This window comes from Streptomyces griseofuscus (assembly GCF_014673495.1).
Taxonomy (GTDB): domain Bacteria; phylum Actinomycetota; class Actinomycetes; order Streptomycetales; family Streptomycetaceae; genus Streptomyces; species Streptomyces murinus.
On the sequence record NZ_CP051006.1, the window covers coordinates 6,928,965 to 6,942,387 of the forward strand.

Sequence of the window (13,423 nt, forward strand, 5' to 3'; positions counted from 1 at the left end):
GTGTGTGCTCACCCGTAGATTCTGTCGTCCGTCGACAGGCCCCGGAGTCCGTGCCCCATGAGGCAGGAGGACCCGGGAAGTGTTCACCGGAATCGTCGAAGAGCTGGGTGAGGTCACCGCCGTCGAGAATCTCGGCGACGCCTCCCGTTTCCGGCTTCGCGGCCCCGTCGTCACCGACGGCGCCCGGCATGGCGACTCCATCGCCGTGAACGGGGTCTGTCTCACCGTCGTCGACCACGAGGGCGACGAGTTCACCGCCGACGTCATGGCCGAGACCCTGAAGCGCTCCAGCCTGGGCGCGCTCACCACCGGCTCCCGCGTCAACCTCGAACGCCCCACCGCCGTCGGCGCCCGCCTCGGCGGACACATCGTGCAGGGCCATGTCGACGGCACCGGCGAGATCCTGGAGCGCACGCCCTCCGAGCACTGGGAGATCGTGAAGATCTCCCTGCCCGCCGGCCTCGCCCGCTACGTGGTCGAGAAGGGCTCCATCACCGTCGACGGCATCAGCCTCACCGTCGTGGACGCCGGCGCCGACCACTTCACCGTCAGCCTCATCCCCACCACCCTCGCCCTGACCACGCTCGGCGTGAAGCAGCCGGGTGACCCGGTGAACCTTGAGGTGGACGTCATCGCCAAGTACGTCGAGCGGCTCCTCACGGCGGGCCCCGCCGACGGGAGCGGACAGGAGGCCGGCCGGTGAACTCGCTCAACACCGAGGCGTTCACCCTCTTCGGACAGCACATCCTGTGGTCCGACATGACCGGCAACATCCTCGGCCTGATCGGACTCGTCCTCGGCTGGCGCCGCTCCCTGTGGAGCTGGCCGGTGCAGTTCGTCTCCGGCATGGTCCTCTTCGCCGCCTTCTACGGCCACCTCACCGGCAGCGCCGGCAAGCAGGCCGTCGTCATGGTGGTCGCCCTCTACGGCTTCTGGCAGTGGAACCGCGGCCGGGGCGGGGCCGGCGACGGCCATATCTCCCCCCGGTTCGCCAGCTGGCGCGAGCGCGCCGCCCTGGTCGGCGCCGCCGCGATCGGCACCGTCGCCGTCGCCCTGCTGTTCACCGCGTTCCCCGAGCTGTCCTGGGACCCCTGGCCGGACGCCTACATCTTCGTCGGCACGGTCGTCGCGATGTACGCCCAGGCCAAGGGCATGGTCGAGTTCTGGTTCGCCTGGCTGCTCGTCGACCTCGTCGGCGTCCCCCTCAACTTCGCCAACGGCTACGCCTTCTCCGGCTTCGTCTACGTCATCTACGGCGCACTCGTCCTGTGGGGCATGCGCGACTGGTGGCTGCGCTCCCGCAAGAGCCCGCGGCCCGTTCTGGAAGGAGCACCGGCATGACACCGGCCACCCCGCTCTACGACCCCTACTCCTACTCCTACGACGGCGACAGCATCGAGGAGTTCACCCTCGACCCCGTCGAGCAGGCCGTCGCCGACATCGCCGCCGGGCGCCCCGTGATCGTCGTCGACGACGAGGACCGGGAGAACGAGGGCGACCTCGTCATCGCCGCCGAGAAGGTGACCCCCGAGATCGTCGCCTTCATGATGAGCGAGTGCCGGGGCCTGGTCTGCGCCCCCATGGAGGCCGCGGAACTCGACCGGCTGCGGCTGCCGCAGATGGTCGAGGACAACACCGAGTCGATGAAGACCGCCTTCACCGTCTCCGTGGACGCCTCCGGCGCGCACGGCGTGACCACCGGCATCTCCGCCGCCGACCGCGCCACCACGCTCCAGCTGCTCGCGAGCGGCACCGCGGGACCCGCCGACTTCGTGCGCCCCGGGCATGTCTTCCCGCTGCGCGCCCGGCCCGGCGGCGTCCTGGAGCGCAACGGCCACACCGAGGCCGCCGTCGACCTCGCCCGGCTCGCGGGGCTGCGCCCGGCCGGCGCCATCGTGGAGATCGCCGGCGAGGACGGCCGGATGCTGCGGCTGCCCGAGCTGATCCCGTTCGCCCGCAAGCACGGTCTGACGATCATCTCCATCGAGGACCTGATCGCCCACCGCCGCGGCACCGAACCCACCGTCCGCCGCGAGGCCGAGACCCGGCTGCCCACCCGGCACGGCACCTTCACCGCGCACGGCTACCGCTCCACCGTCGACGGCGTCGAGCACGTCGCCCTCGTCCACGGCGAGATCGGCACCGGCGAGGACGTCCTGGTCCGTGTGCACTCCGAGTGCCTGACCGGCGATGTCTTCGGCTCGCTGCGCTGCGACTGCGGCCCCCAGCTGGACAGTTCCCTCGCCCGTATCCAGGAGGAGGGCCGCGGCGTCGTGGTCTACCTGCGCGGGCACGAGGGCCGCGGCATCGGCCTGCTGTCCAAGCTGCGCGCCTACGAGCTCCAGGAGCAGGGCCGCGACACGCTCGACGCCAACCTGGAACTGGGCCTGCCCGCCGACGCCCGCGACTACGGGGCCGGCGCCCAGATCCTCGCCGACCTCGGCGTGCGCAGCGTCCGGCTGATGACCAACAACCCCGACAAGGCCGACGCGCTGGAGCGCCACGGCGTGCGGGTCGCCGGGCGCGAGCCGATGCCGGTCCAGGCGGGCGAGCACAATCTTCGCTATCTGCGCACCAAGCGGGACCGGATGGGCCACGACCTGCCCTGGCTGGACACCCCGGCCACCTGCCCGAACCAGTAGAACCGGTAGACAAGCAACACCAGCAACACCAGTCGAGCAAGAAGGCATTTAGGAGAGACGTGAGCGGCAAGGGTGCACCGGAACTGTCCGTACGCAACGCCGGCGACCTCAGGGTCGCCGTGATCGCGGCGCAGTGGCACGAGAAGGTGATGGACGGTCTGGTGAACGGCGCCCTGCGCGCCCTCGGCGACCTGGGGATCGACGAGCCGACCCTGATCCGGGTCCCGGGCAGCTTCGAGCTCCCGGTCGCCGCCAAGGTGCTGGCCGCGCGCGGCTATGACGCGGTGGTCGCCCTCGGCGTCGTCATCCGCGGCGGCACCCCCCACTTCGACTACGTGTGCCAGGGCGTCACCCAGGGCCTCACCCAGGTCTCCGTGGAGACCGGCGTCCCGGTCGGCTTCGGCGTGCTCACCTGCGACACCGAGGAGCAGGCCCTGGACCGGGCCGGCATCGAGGGCTCCAGCGAGGACAAGGGCCACGAGGCGGTGATCGCGGCGGTCTCGACGGCCGCGACGCTGCGTTCGGTATCCGAACCCTGGCACTGAGGCGCCGGTCGGAGCGCGTAGGGTAAGGACCACCATGTCCAAGAAGACGTTCGAGGAGCTCTTCACCGAGCTCCAGCACAAGGCCGCCCACGGCGATCCCGCCACCTCCCGCACCGCCGAACTGGTCGGCAAGGGGGTCCATGCCATCGGCAAGAAGGTCGTCGAAGAGGCCGCCGAGGTCTGGATGGCCGCCGAGTACGAGGGCAAGGAGGCGGCAGCCGAGGAGATCTCCCAGCTGCTGTACCACGTCCAGGTGATGATGGTCGCCCGCGGGATCTCCCTGGACGACGTCTACGCCCACCTCTGACCGAACCGCCGCGCTCCATCGCGGCACACCGCGCCAACCCCCTTCACCGCAAAGGAAGCCGTCCTCATGCTGCGCATCGCCGTCCCCAACAAGGGTTCCCTGTCCGGCCCTGCGGCGGACATGCTGCATGAGGCCGGCTACCGGCAGCGCCGGGAGTCCAAGGAGCTGCGGATCGTCGACCCGGGCAACGAGGTCGAGTTCTTCTACCTCCGCCCCCGCGACATCGCGATCTACGTCTCCTCCGGCCGCCTCGACATCGGCATCACCGGGCGCGACCTGCTGGTCGACTCCGGCGCGGACGCCGAGGAGATCCTCCCGCTGGGCTTCGCCCGCTCCACCTTCCGCTTCGCCGGGAAGCCGGGCACCGCGAACGGCGTGGCGGACCTGAAGGGCCGTACGGTCGCCACCTCCTACGAGGGCATCGTCGCCCGGCACCTCGCCGACAGCGGCGTCGACGCCTCCGTCGTCCACCTGGACGGCGCCGTGGAGACCGCGATCGAGCTGGGCGTCGCCGAGGTCATCGCCGACGTCGTGGAGACCGGCACCAGCCTGCGCAACGCGGGCCTGGAGGTCTTCGGCGAGCCGATCATGAAGTCCGAGGCCATCGTGATCCGCCGCACCGGCGCGGACGCGGAGGAGGCCGCCGAGCCGAAGGTCCAGCAGTTCCTGCGCCGCCTCCAGGGCGTCCTGGTCGCCCGCACGTACGTGATGATGGACTACGACTGCCGGGTCGAGCAGCTGGAGAAGGCAGTCGCCCTCACCCCCGGCCTGGAGTCCCCGACCGTCTCCCCGCTGCACAACGAGGGCTGGGTCGCGGTCCGCGCCATGGTCCCCGCCAAGGACGCGCAGCGGATCATGGACGACCTCTACGCCATCGGCGCCCGCGCCATCCTGACCACGGCCATCCACGCCTGCCGCCTCTGAGGGGTATGTGATGTCCGACCTGCCGGCCCTGCCCGGCCTCCCCGTCACCTTCCGGCCGGGCCACACCCGGGCCATCCTGCTCACCGCCGCCGTGGCGATCTTCCTCACCATCTCGGGGGTCGCCCTGCTCCTGGAGGGCCTCGGCCCGGGGGAGCGGATGAGCTTCGTGGTCACCGGGGCGCTGATCTTCTGGGTGCTCGCCCAGCTGGCCCGGATCAAGGTCGTCGCCGACGAGAGCGGTGTCACCGTCGTGAACATCGCCAGCAGCCGGCGCCTGGCCTGGGCGGAGATCCTTCAGGTGAACCTCCGTCCGGGCGATCCCTGGGTGTTCCTCAACCTCAGCGACGGCACCAGCCTGCCCGCGCTCGGCATCCAGCCGGGCATCGCCAGGCAGCGGGCGATCGCCGACGCCAAGGCACTGCGGGCGCTCGCCGAGGCCCACTCGGCCGTCCGCCCCGGGGAAGATCAGGGCTGACTCGGGGCCGACTCCGGGTCGCCCACCCTGCCCGCCCGGCCCGCGTCTTGATTAACCTGGTGGGCGGAGGCCGCGCCGATCGCGCCTCCGCCCCTGTGCGCCGCCCGGTGCCAGGGGTTCCTGCGACCCGAGGAGTGAATCCCTCCGGCGATGGACGGATCGTCCTGTAGTACCTGCGCCGCCCCCACCCGACATGCCGGGGAGGCGGCGGCATCGTGACCACCCCCCTGCTGCTTCTCGCAGCCGCGTTCCTGCTGATTCTGGCCAACGGATTCTTCGTGGCGGCCGAATTCGGCCTGGTGACGGTCGAACGCCCCGAGGCCGAGAAGGCCGCCGCCGACGGCGACAAGCGCGCCCGTACGGTCGTGGACGCGCTGAAGGAACTCTCCTTCCAGCTCTCCGGCACCCAGCTCGGCATCACCATCACCTCCCTGGTCGTCGGCATGCTCGCCGAACCGGCCCTGGGCCGGCTGCTGGCCACCCCGTTCGGCGCGCTCGGCCTGCCCGACGGTGTCGCCTCCGGTGCCGCCGTGCTCGTCGGCATGCTGCTGGCCTCCGCGATCCAGATGGTGATCGGTGAGCTGGTGCCCAAGAACTGGGCGGTCTCCCGGCCGCTCCAGGTCGCGCGCTTCGTCGCGGGCCCCCAGCACCACTTCTCCCGGCTGTTCCGGCCGGTGATCGCCGCGCTCAACACGGTCGCCAACCGGCTGGTCCGCGCCCTCGGCGTCGAACCCGCCGACGAACTGGCCTCCGCCCGCACCCCCGGCGAACTGGTCTCCCTGGCCCGGCACTCCGCGCAGGCCGGCGCACTGGAGCAGGACACCGCCGACCTGTTCGTGCGCACCCTCTCGCTGGGCGAGCTGACCGCGCAGCACGTCATGACCCCGCGGGTGAAGGTCAGCGCGCTCCAGGACTCGGCCACCGCCGAGGACGTGGTCAACCTCACCCGGGCCACCGGACTGTCCCGCTTCCCCGTCTACCGGGAGAAGATCGACGAGATCGTGGGCATGGCCCACCTCAAGGACGCCCTCGCCGTCCCGGCGCGCGACCGGTTGCGCACCCCTGTGGGCCGCATCGCCCGCCCCGCGCTGCTGGTCCCCGAGACCCTGCCCGTCCAGCCCCTGCTGGCCCGGCTGCGCAGCGAACAGCCCATCGCGGTCGTGGTGGACGAGTACGGCGGCACGGCCGGCGTGGTCACCCTGGAGGACATCGTCGAGGAACTGGTCGGCGAGGTCCGCGACGAGCACGACGCCAAGGACGTGCCCGAACTGGCCGCCGCCCCGCCCGAGGACGGCAGGCCCGCCTGGGACGTGGCCGGCAGCTGCCGGGTCGACATCCTCCAGCGGATAGGCCTGGACGTGCCCGAGGGGCCGTACGAGACCGTCGCCGGACTGGTCGCCGACCTGCTCGGCCGGATCCCGGCTCCCGGCGACCGGGCCGAACTGCCCGGCTGGCGGCTCGCGGTCCGCCAGGTCGGCCACTACCGCGCCGAACGGGTCCGCCTGGTCAGGACGGCCCCGGCGGCGAGCATCGCGGAGGCCGCCCGATGAGCGTGCTCCAACTGGTCCTCGCCGCCCTGCTGGTGCTGGCGAACGGCTTCTTCGTCGGCGCCGAGTTCGCCCTCGTGTCCGTGCGCCGCAGCCAGATCGAACCGCTCGGCACCACCCAGGCCCGGCAGGTGCTGTACGGCCTGGAGCGGCTGCCGCAGATGATGGCCGCCGCGCAGTTCGGGATCACCATGTGCTCCCTGACGCTCGGCGCGGTCGCCGAACCGACCGTCGCGCGGCTGCTGGAGCCGGTGTTCGAGGCGATCCACCTCCCGGACGGCGTGATCCATCCGCTCGGCTATGTCATCGCGCTGGCCGCGGTGGTCTTCTTCCACCTGGTCATCGGCGAGATGGTGCCGAAGAACCTCGCGATGGCGGCGCCCGAGAAGGCGGCGCTGTGGCTCAGCCCCGGCCTGGTCTGGTTCGCCCGGGTGTGCAAGCCGATCACGGTGTCGCTGGGCGCCGTCGCCCAGGCCGTGCTGCGGCTGTTCCGGGTGGAGCCCAGGGACGAGGTCGAGGCGGTCGTCACCAGCGAGCAGCTCAACCGGCTCCTGGAGGACTCCGGACAGGCGGGCCTGCTCGACCCGGAGGAGATGGAACGCCTGGAGGACGCCCTGGAACTGGGCTCCCGCCCGGTCACCGACGTCCTGCTGCGCCGTGAGTCCCTGGTCACGGTGACACCCGCGGTCACCCCGGGGGAGATCGTGCGGCTCACCGCCCGCACGGGATACTCCCGCTTCCCGGTCGCGGCGACGGAACAGGGCGCCTTCATGGGGTACGTCCACGTCAAGGACGTACTCGACCTGGAGGACTCCGAACGGGCGGTGCCGCAGAACATCTGGCGCCCCATGACGACCCTGCGGGCCGAGCTCCCCCTGGACGACGCCCTCACGGTGATGCGCCGCGCCGCCACGCACCTGGCCCAGGTGGCCGACGCGTCCGGCAAGGTGCTCGGTCTGGTGGCGCTGGAGGACGTCCTGGAGATGCTGGTGGGCGAGGTCCGCGACCCCGCGCACCGGGAGATCCCCGACTTCCCGGAGCAGGCGCTCGCCACGTAGGCGCTCGCCGCTCAAGGGGGGCGGTGCGGGGGCTGTGCGGGTGCGGCTCGGTGGTGGGTCGCTCGCGCAGTTCCCCGCGCCCCTTCGGGGCGCCTACGTGGGCGACGGGTCCTGCGGGCCCCTGCCCGACAGGACCTCGCCGTACGCCTGCATCAGGTCGGCGAGGCGCAGGGTCGCCAGGTCGTCGCGGGTCAGTGATCCGGCGTACGTGGACAGCCGCAGATCCCGGTACGCGCAGCTCTTCTCGTACAGCGTGCGCAGGAACCGCCCGTTGCCCAGCTCGTCGATCCAGCCCTGGTCGACCACGTGCCCGGCGATCGACCGCAGCTCCTCCAGCGCCTCCTCGTCCCACTGGTCCCCGTTCTCCGCGGCCAGCACCTTCCCGATCTCGGTGAGTTCCCCGGGCCGGTAGGAAGGGAAGTCGACCCGGCTGGTGAAGCGGGACGACAGCCCCGGGTTCGCCGCGAGCAGCCGGTCCATCCCCTCGGGATACCCCGCGAGGATCACCACGAGATGGTCCCGGTTGTCCTCGGCCCGCTTCAGCAGCACCTGGAGCGCCTCGTCCCCGTACGCGTCCCCCTTGCCGTACCCGGAGTTGGAGAGCGAGTACGCCTCGTCCACGAACAGCACCCCGCCGATCGCGGAGTCGATCAGCTCATTGGCCTTCACCGCGGTCTGCCCGAGGTACTCGCCGACCAGATCGGCCCGCTGCGCCTCGACGAGATGGTCCCCGCCGAGCAGCCCGAGGGCGTAGAACACCCGTCCGAGGATGCGCGCCACCGTCGTCTTGCCGGTCCCGGACGGCCCGGAGAAGACGAAGTGCCGCTTCGGCGGCTGCACGGGCAGCCCCTGACCGGCCCGCAGCCGCGCCATGTTCAACTGCGCGGACAGCGCCTTCACCTGGCGCTTGACCGGTTCGAGCCCGACCATCCGCTCCAGTTCGGCGAGCGCCTGTTCGAGCAGCGCGGGATCGGTCGGCCCGGTGGGCAGCGGCGAGCCGGGCACCCCGCCCCGGTCGCGGACCCCCGGCTCGGCGACGGCCGGCAGCGGCCCGGTCGGCAGCTCAGGTTCCGGCAGCCGCAGATCCCGCCCCTCGGTGCCGAAGAACGGATCGAACCCGTCGGGGCCGTCCACCGTGTCCCCGGCGCCGGTCAGGGTGATCGCGGCGAGATCGGCCGCGTCGTCGTACCCGTCCCCCTCGGAGATCGCCGCGAGCCGCGCCGAGGTGTCCATGAAGGCGGGGTCCACCCGGTGCACGGCCCGGTAGAGGGGGAGCGCGGCGGCGGAGCGGCCGGTGCCCTCGTGCGCGCGCGCGAGCCAGTAGCGCAGCTCCTTGCGCTGCGGCTGCTCGCTGCGGCACCGCATCAGCGCCGCCGACAGCAGGGGTTCCGCCTGGCCGTACATCTCCAGGCGGACCCGGGCCATGCCGCCGAACAGCCCCGCCTCTATGCCGAGCAGGGGATCGTCCAGCAGCGGATCGGTGTGCCGTACCAACTGCTCCCAGTCCTTGACCAGGTAGGAGCGGCAGGCGTGCAGAAAGCGGACCTGGGGATCGGTGTCGACCGGGGGCAGCCCGGCCAGCGCCCGGTCCAGCTCGGGCACATGCCGGCCGTCCAGCCAGTGCGAGGCGTGCGCCAGCAGCAGATCGCGCGGGCTCTCCAGCACCGGCTGCACCCACCAGCCCAGCCAGTACCAGGAGTTGATCGTACGGCGATGCCGGGCGCGCTGTTCGCCGAAGCGCTCGCGGTGCCGGAACATCCGCAGCAGCGCGGTGGTGGTGTCGGCCCGGAGCGCGTGCAGCCCGAGCCAGCCGTCCGCCATGCCCGGGTCCATCCGCACCGCGGCCCGGAACTCCTCCTCCGCCTGCGGATAGGCGCCCATGGTGTAGGCGTCGACCCCGCGCAGCCAGGCGAGGTCGGCCGGGGCCTCGGGGCCCTGCGTGCCGAAGTCCATCACGTCCCCCACAGACCGTGCCCCGTGGTTCACCGCCGGACGGTCGCCCGGCGGCCGCCGCGGCCGAACCGCCGTGCCGCGGACCGGAGTTGCAGGTGCGCGAGGCTGCCGCCGAAGGTCGCACCAAGGGCATCGTACCCGCGTGGGTACCGGGTGCCGAAGGGTGCGGTACAGGCCGTTCGGTGCGGGGATCGCGGACGGAACGGGGGCGCCTCAGTGACCGAGGGTGATCGGATCGGCGCGGAATGGGCCCGGAAAGCGATACACGGGCAGAACGAAGCCCCCGATCACGGGGGAACAATCGGGGGCTTCGCGTCTTCGGGCGGCTTCGAATCGCCGCACATTGAGAACGTAAGACCTGTACGGCCCCCCGGTCAAGCGAAGTTGGGGCGCTTCAGGAAGTTGGCCGACAAGAGCCTTCACAGTTTCACCACATGGGGGTGGAGTCATCACTGTGGGTCACTCCTTGGCCCGATCCCTGGGGGCGCTCGGGCCCCGGCAGCACCTCGTACCCCTGGTCGGTCTGGCGCACCAGAAGCCCGGCGTGGGGGCGGGTGGGGTCGGCGGCGAAGTGCGCGCGCTCGGCCTCGACCCAGCCGTCCCAGAACTCCCGCTGTGCCGCACCGTCCCGCCGCCGGCCGCGCGCCCAGGACTCCTCGCGGGGCAGTTCCATCCACAGCAGTTCGGCCAGAAACGGCCGCAGCGCGCGGCGGCCCGCGCCGACGCCCTCCAGCAGGACCACCGGCGCGGGCGGCAGCGGGCGCGCCGGGCCGAACGCGCGGGCGTTCCAGTCGTAGGGGAGGTAGGCCCCGGCCTCGCCCCGGGACAGCGGCTCGATCACCTGCGTCAGCAGCCGGTCGGTCCAGTCGAACAGCCGCTCATGGCTGGCGATGTCGTCGAGATGGAGCACCGGCGCCCCGTCCAGCGCGGCGGCCAGCCGCCCGGCGAAGGTCGACTTCCCCGAGCCCGCGTGCCCGTCGACGGCGATCAGCCGGACCGGTCCGAGGGACGGCGGGAGCCCGTGCAGCCGGGCGGCGAGGTGCTGAATGACGATTCCCGAAGGTGTGGTGCGGTGTGGGGGGTTTTCCGGAAAGAGTCTAGTAGCGGCGCATAGCGGCCGGGCCGACGAGGGTGCCCCACGAAAGAAGGTTACTCTTGAACTATCGCTCGTCGGCGTCCCCCCGCGCATTTCTATGAACATTCTCGAATCGCTGACCGATATGTCGAATTCGGCGTTCCGGGGCTCCGCCGTGCTGAGTAAGGTGCCTCCTGCGCTACCGCGAGAAGCGGTGGCCGGGGACACGGTACGGGGACAAGGCAGGGGACATGGCCGCGGAGTTATTCGAAGGGCAGTATGTGTGGCACCCGGCGGCCGACGACCGAGTCCTGGCCGGCGTTTGCGTCGATGTCCGCGCCGGCCGATATCGGCATGCGTACGAGGCACTGGCGGAGACACGTCATGACTTCGCGCTGCGCGCCCATCGCTCCCTGGTCCTCGCCTCCGAGGCGGCCGGCACCGACCTGGTCGAACGCTGGCTGGACGAGGAGCCCTCGCCCGAGGCGGCCCTCATGTGGGCCCGCGTCGCCGTCCAGCGCGCCCTGCGCGCCGCCGACGGCAACGACGACCGGGCGGAGGCCCTGGAGCGCATAGCGCTCGCCGCCTGCGAACGGGCCGCGGTCCTGGCCCCGCGGGACCCCACCCCCTGGGTCGCCAAGCTCGCCATGGCCCGGCTGCACCGGCTGCGCGACCCCGCCCCGCAGGGCCTGCTCACCGCGCCGCCCGGCCCCTGGCGCCTGTTCGCGCACATCCTCAGCCTGGACCCCTGGCACCGCGAGGCCCACCACCGCTTCCTCTCCGCCTTCTTCGCCCGGCACGGCGGCTCGGTCAACGCCGCCTGGGACGTGGCCGCCTTCCTCAGTCAGCGCGCGCCCGCCGACTCCGCGCTGCGCCTGCTGCCCCTGGTCGCCCTGGTGGAGAGCTACAACCCGACCCAGCTGCTCGCCGACCGGGTCTGGGAGCAGCCCCAGTGGCGTGCCACCGCGCTCGCCATCTACCACAACTGGCTTCCGGCGGTGGCCAGTTACCGCTTCACGCCGGTGCTCGACCTGGCCTACCTCGCACACGCGCTGGTCATGGGCCAGCGCGAGTTCGAGGCCCGCGCGGTCTTCACGGCGATGGGCCCCTACGCCTCACGCATGCCCTGGAGTGCCTTCGGTGACCCCGCCGAACAGCTCTCCCGGGCGCGCCGGGCCTGCGGGCTGCCCGTCCCCGGGCCCGCCTGACCCTCCTTTGCTCGTCACCCGTCCTCCCTCATCGAGTGCCGCTCCGAGCGCTCGAGAGGCACGAGAGAAAGGCCGATCTGTGTCAGAACGGATGTCTGCTCCCCGGGCCAAGGCCCGCGCCGGAGAAGACGCGGTCGTGCTCGACGACGACGCGACCCTGCATGCGATGGGTTATCCGCGGAAACTCACCCGCCGGTTCAAGGCGTTCGACAATTTCGCGATCTCCTTCACCATCATCAATATTCTTTCGGGCATCTTCTCGTCCTTCGGATTCGGTATGAACGCGGGCGGACCCCGCATTCTCGTATTCGGTTGGATCGGTGTCTCGATCATGGTGCTGCTCATCGGCGCGGCCATGGGAGAGGTCGCCTCCGCGTATCCGACGAGCGGTGCCCTCTATTTCTCCGCCGGTAAGCTCGCCAAGCGCCACAAGGGCGCCTGGTCCTGGTACACGGGCTGGTTGAATTTCGTCGGACAGATCGGCGGCACCGCCGCGACCGGCTATGCGGCGGCCACCTTCATCCAGGCCTTCGTGCAGCTCCAGTGGCCCTCCTACCAGCCGACCGTCCATCAGACGGTGCTGATCACGGCCTTGATCATCGTGCTCCAGGGGCTCGCCAACACCTACACGGTCCAGCTCGTCGCCGTCCTCAACCGCATTTCCGTATGGTGGCTGCTCATCGGACTCGTCGTGATCGTGGGCGCACTCATAGTGATACCGGATCACCATCAGTCGGCGTCGTTCGTCACGCATTTCGAGAACAACACCGGCTTCACGAGCGGACTTTACGGCGGCATGCTCGGCCTGCTGGTCACCAGCTGGACGTTCACCGGCTTCGACGGCAGCTTCCACATGTCCGAGGAAACGGTGCAAGCCACGGTCAACGCGCCCAAGGGGATCACCCGCGCCATCGGCTATTCGGCGATCACCGGTCTCATCCTGATGCTGGCACTGGTCTACAGCATTAAGGACTACGCCAAGGAGGCCGCCAACGGCGCGCCGCCCGTGCAGATCCTGATCGACGGCCTCGGCCTGACCACCGCCAAGGTCATGCTCCTCATCGTCATCGGCGCGATGCTCTTCTGCGGCCTCGCCAACCTCACCAGCAACACCCGGCAGATCTTCGCCTTCTCCCGCGACGGTGCCATGCCCGGCTCCCGGCTGTGGCACTCGGTCTCGCCGCGCACCCGTACGCCCGTCAAGGCGGTCTGGCTCGCGGTGGCCTGCTCGCTCGCCCTGATCGTGCCCGGCTGGTGGTCGCACACCGCCTTCACCGCGATCGTCAGCGTCAACGTGGTCGGCCTGTTCCTCGCCTACGCCGTCCCGATCTTCCTGCGGCTGCGGCTCGGTGACGCCTTCGAGTCCGGCCCGTGGAACCTGGGCCGCTGGAGCAAGCCGGTCGGCTGGCTCGCCGTGATCTGGATCGCGCTGAGCAGCGTCCTGTTCATGCTGCCGCAGGCGTCCCCGATCACCGTGGACTCCTTCAACTACGCGCCGATCGCGCTCGTCGTCGTCCTGCTCGTGGCCACCGTCTGGTGGTTCGCCACCGCGCGCCGCCGCTTCCAGGGCCCGATCAGCTACGGCCGCCCCGACGAGATCGCGGCCATGGACCTCGTCTGATCCGTACGGACCCAGGCGCGTCCCCGCGCCTCCAGGCCCCGGCCCCGGCACCGCCTCCGCGGTCCGGG

The 13,423-nt window shown here is 71.2% G+C and carries 13 protein-coding genes; 11 read left to right on the plus strand and 2 right to left on the minus strand.

Going from position 1 to position 13,423, the window contains the following annotated elements:
* The first annotated feature begins 79 nt into the window (after positions 1–79).
* From HEP81_RS31565 to HEP81_RS31605, 9 genes are all read left to right on the plus strand, one after another.
* Positions 80–703 carry a riboflavin synthase gene (locus tag HEP81_RS31565; protein WP_037650954.1) on the plus strand — a complete coding sequence of 208 codons (624 nt, stop codon included), beginning with the start codon at positions 80–82 and terminating at the stop codon, positions 701–703.
* On the plus strand, positions 700–1,341 hold the full coding sequence (locus HEP81_RS31570) for a nicotinamide mononucleotide transporter family protein (protein WP_037650951.1): 642 nt from the start codon (positions 700–702) through the stop codon (positions 1,339–1,341). Before HEP81_RS31565 ends, HEP81_RS31570 begins: the two co-directional genes overlap by 4 nt.
* Positions 1,338–2,642, plus strand: coding sequence for a bifunctional 3,4-dihydroxy-2-butanone-4-phosphate synthase/GTP cyclohydrolase II (locus HEP81_RS31575; protein ID WP_037650950.1), 1,305 nt, complete (start codon positions 1,338–1,340; stop codon positions 2,640–2,642). Before HEP81_RS31570 ends, HEP81_RS31575 begins: the two co-directional genes overlap by 4 nt.
* Positions 2,643–2,701: 59 nt before the next feature.
* The gene (gene ribH, locus HEP81_RS31580; RefSeq protein ID WP_037650948.1) at positions 2,702–3,187 is read left to right on the plus strand and encodes a 6,7-dimethyl-8-ribityllumazine synthase; all 486 of its coding nucleotides are present in this window, start codon (positions 2,702–2,704) and stop codon (positions 3,185–3,187) included.
* Between the two features lie 34 nt (positions 3,188–3,221).
* Entirely contained in the window at positions 3,222–3,494 is a 273-nt protein-coding gene (locus tag HEP81_RS31585; RefSeq protein ID WP_007491392.1) for a phosphoribosyl-ATP diphosphatase, read from the plus strand.
* 66 nt (positions 3,495–3,560) lie between these two features.
* Positions 3,561–4,418 (plus strand): ATP phosphoribosyltransferase, encoded by an 858-nt coding sequence (gene hisG, locus HEP81_RS31590; protein ID WP_037650945.1) that lies wholly within the window; start codon positions 3,561–3,563, stop codon positions 4,416–4,418.
* 10 nt (positions 4,419–4,428) lie between these two features.
* On the plus strand, positions 4,429–4,893 hold the full coding sequence (locus tag HEP81_RS31595; protein ID WP_037650943.1) for a PH domain-containing protein: 465 nt from the start codon (positions 4,429–4,431) through the stop codon (positions 4,891–4,893).
* Positions 4,894–5,108: 215 nt separating this feature from the next.
* Positions 5,109–6,443: a hemolysin family protein gene (locus HEP81_RS31600; protein ID WP_037650942.1), complete on the plus strand. Its 1,335-nt coding sequence runs from the start codon at positions 5,109–5,111 to the stop codon at positions 6,441–6,443.
* Positions 6,440–7,498, plus strand: coding sequence for a hemolysin family protein (locus HEP81_RS31605; protein WP_037650941.1), 1,059 nt, complete (start codon positions 6,440–6,442; stop codon positions 7,496–7,498). Before HEP81_RS31600 ends, HEP81_RS31605 begins: the two co-directional genes overlap by 4 nt.
* Positions 7,499–7,591: 93 nt before the next feature.
* On the opposite strand, the gene HEP81_RS31610 is transcribed toward HEP81_RS31605, so the two are convergent.
* Together HEP81_RS31610 and HEP81_RS31615 are read right to left on the minus strand one after the other, a co-directional pair.
* A complete protein-coding gene (locus tag HEP81_RS31610) occupies positions 7,592–9,451 on the minus strand; it encodes an AAA family ATPase (RefSeq protein ID WP_037650939.1) in 1,860 nt (619 codons plus the stop codon).
* 427 nt (positions 9,452–9,878) lie between these two features.
* Positions 9,879–10,505 carry a uridine kinase family protein gene (locus HEP81_RS31615; protein WP_375139881.1) on the minus strand — a complete coding sequence of 209 codons (627 nt, stop codon included), beginning with the start codon at positions 10,503–10,505 and terminating at the stop codon, positions 9,879–9,881.
* Between the two features lie 272 nt (positions 10,506–10,777).
* Here HEP81_RS31615 and HEP81_RS31620 point away from each other — a divergent pair, with 272 nt between their 5' ends.
* Both HEP81_RS31620 and HEP81_RS31625 read left to right on the plus strand, forming a co-directional pair.
* On the plus strand, positions 10,778–11,734 hold the full coding sequence (locus tag HEP81_RS31620) for a hypothetical protein (RefSeq protein ID WP_172637010.1): 957 nt from the start codon (positions 10,778–10,780) through the stop codon (positions 11,732–11,734).
* Positions 11,735–11,825: 91 nt separating this feature from the next.
* Positions 11,826–13,355 (plus strand): amino acid permease, encoded by a 1,530-nt coding sequence (locus HEP81_RS31625; protein ID WP_220511542.1) that lies wholly within the window; start codon positions 11,826–11,828, stop codon positions 13,353–13,355.
* Positions 13,356–13,423 lie beyond the last annotated feature (68 nt).

What these genes read in the sequence shown, in the direction of transcription:
- HEP81_RS31605 (WP_037650941.1), top strand. Translation starts at nt 6,440, where the DNA reads ATGAGCGTGCTCCAACTGGTCCTCGCCGCCCTGCTGGTGCTGGCGAAC.
- HEP81_RS31610 (WP_037650939.1), bottom strand. Translation starts at nt 9,451, where the DNA reads ATGGACTTCGGCACGCAGGGCCCCGAGGCCCCGGCCGACCTCGCCTGG.
- HEP81_RS31595 (WP_037650943.1), top strand. Translation starts at nt 4,429, where the DNA reads ATGTCCGACCTGCCGGCCCTGCCCGGCCTCCCCGTCACCTTCCGGCCG.
- HEP81_RS31625 (WP_220511542.1), top strand. Translation starts at nt 11,826, where the DNA reads ATGTCTGCTCCCCGGGCCAAGGCCCGCGCCGGAGAAGACGCGGTCGTG.
- hisG (WP_037650945.1), top strand. Translation starts at nt 3,561, where the DNA reads ATGCTGCGCATCGCCGTCCCCAACAAGGGTTCCCTGTCCGGCCCTGCG.
- HEP81_RS31575 (WP_037650950.1), top strand. Translation starts at nt 1,338, where the DNA reads ATGACACCGGCCACCCCGCTCTACGACCCCTACTCCTACTCCTACGAC.
- HEP81_RS31585 (WP_007491392.1), top strand. Translation starts at nt 3,222, where the DNA reads ATGTCCAAGAAGACGTTCGAGGAGCTCTTCACCGAGCTCCAGCACAAG.
- HEP81_RS31620 (WP_172637010.1), top strand. Translation starts at nt 10,778, where the DNA reads ATGGCCGCGGAGTTATTCGAAGGGCAGTATGTGTGGCACCCGGCGGCC.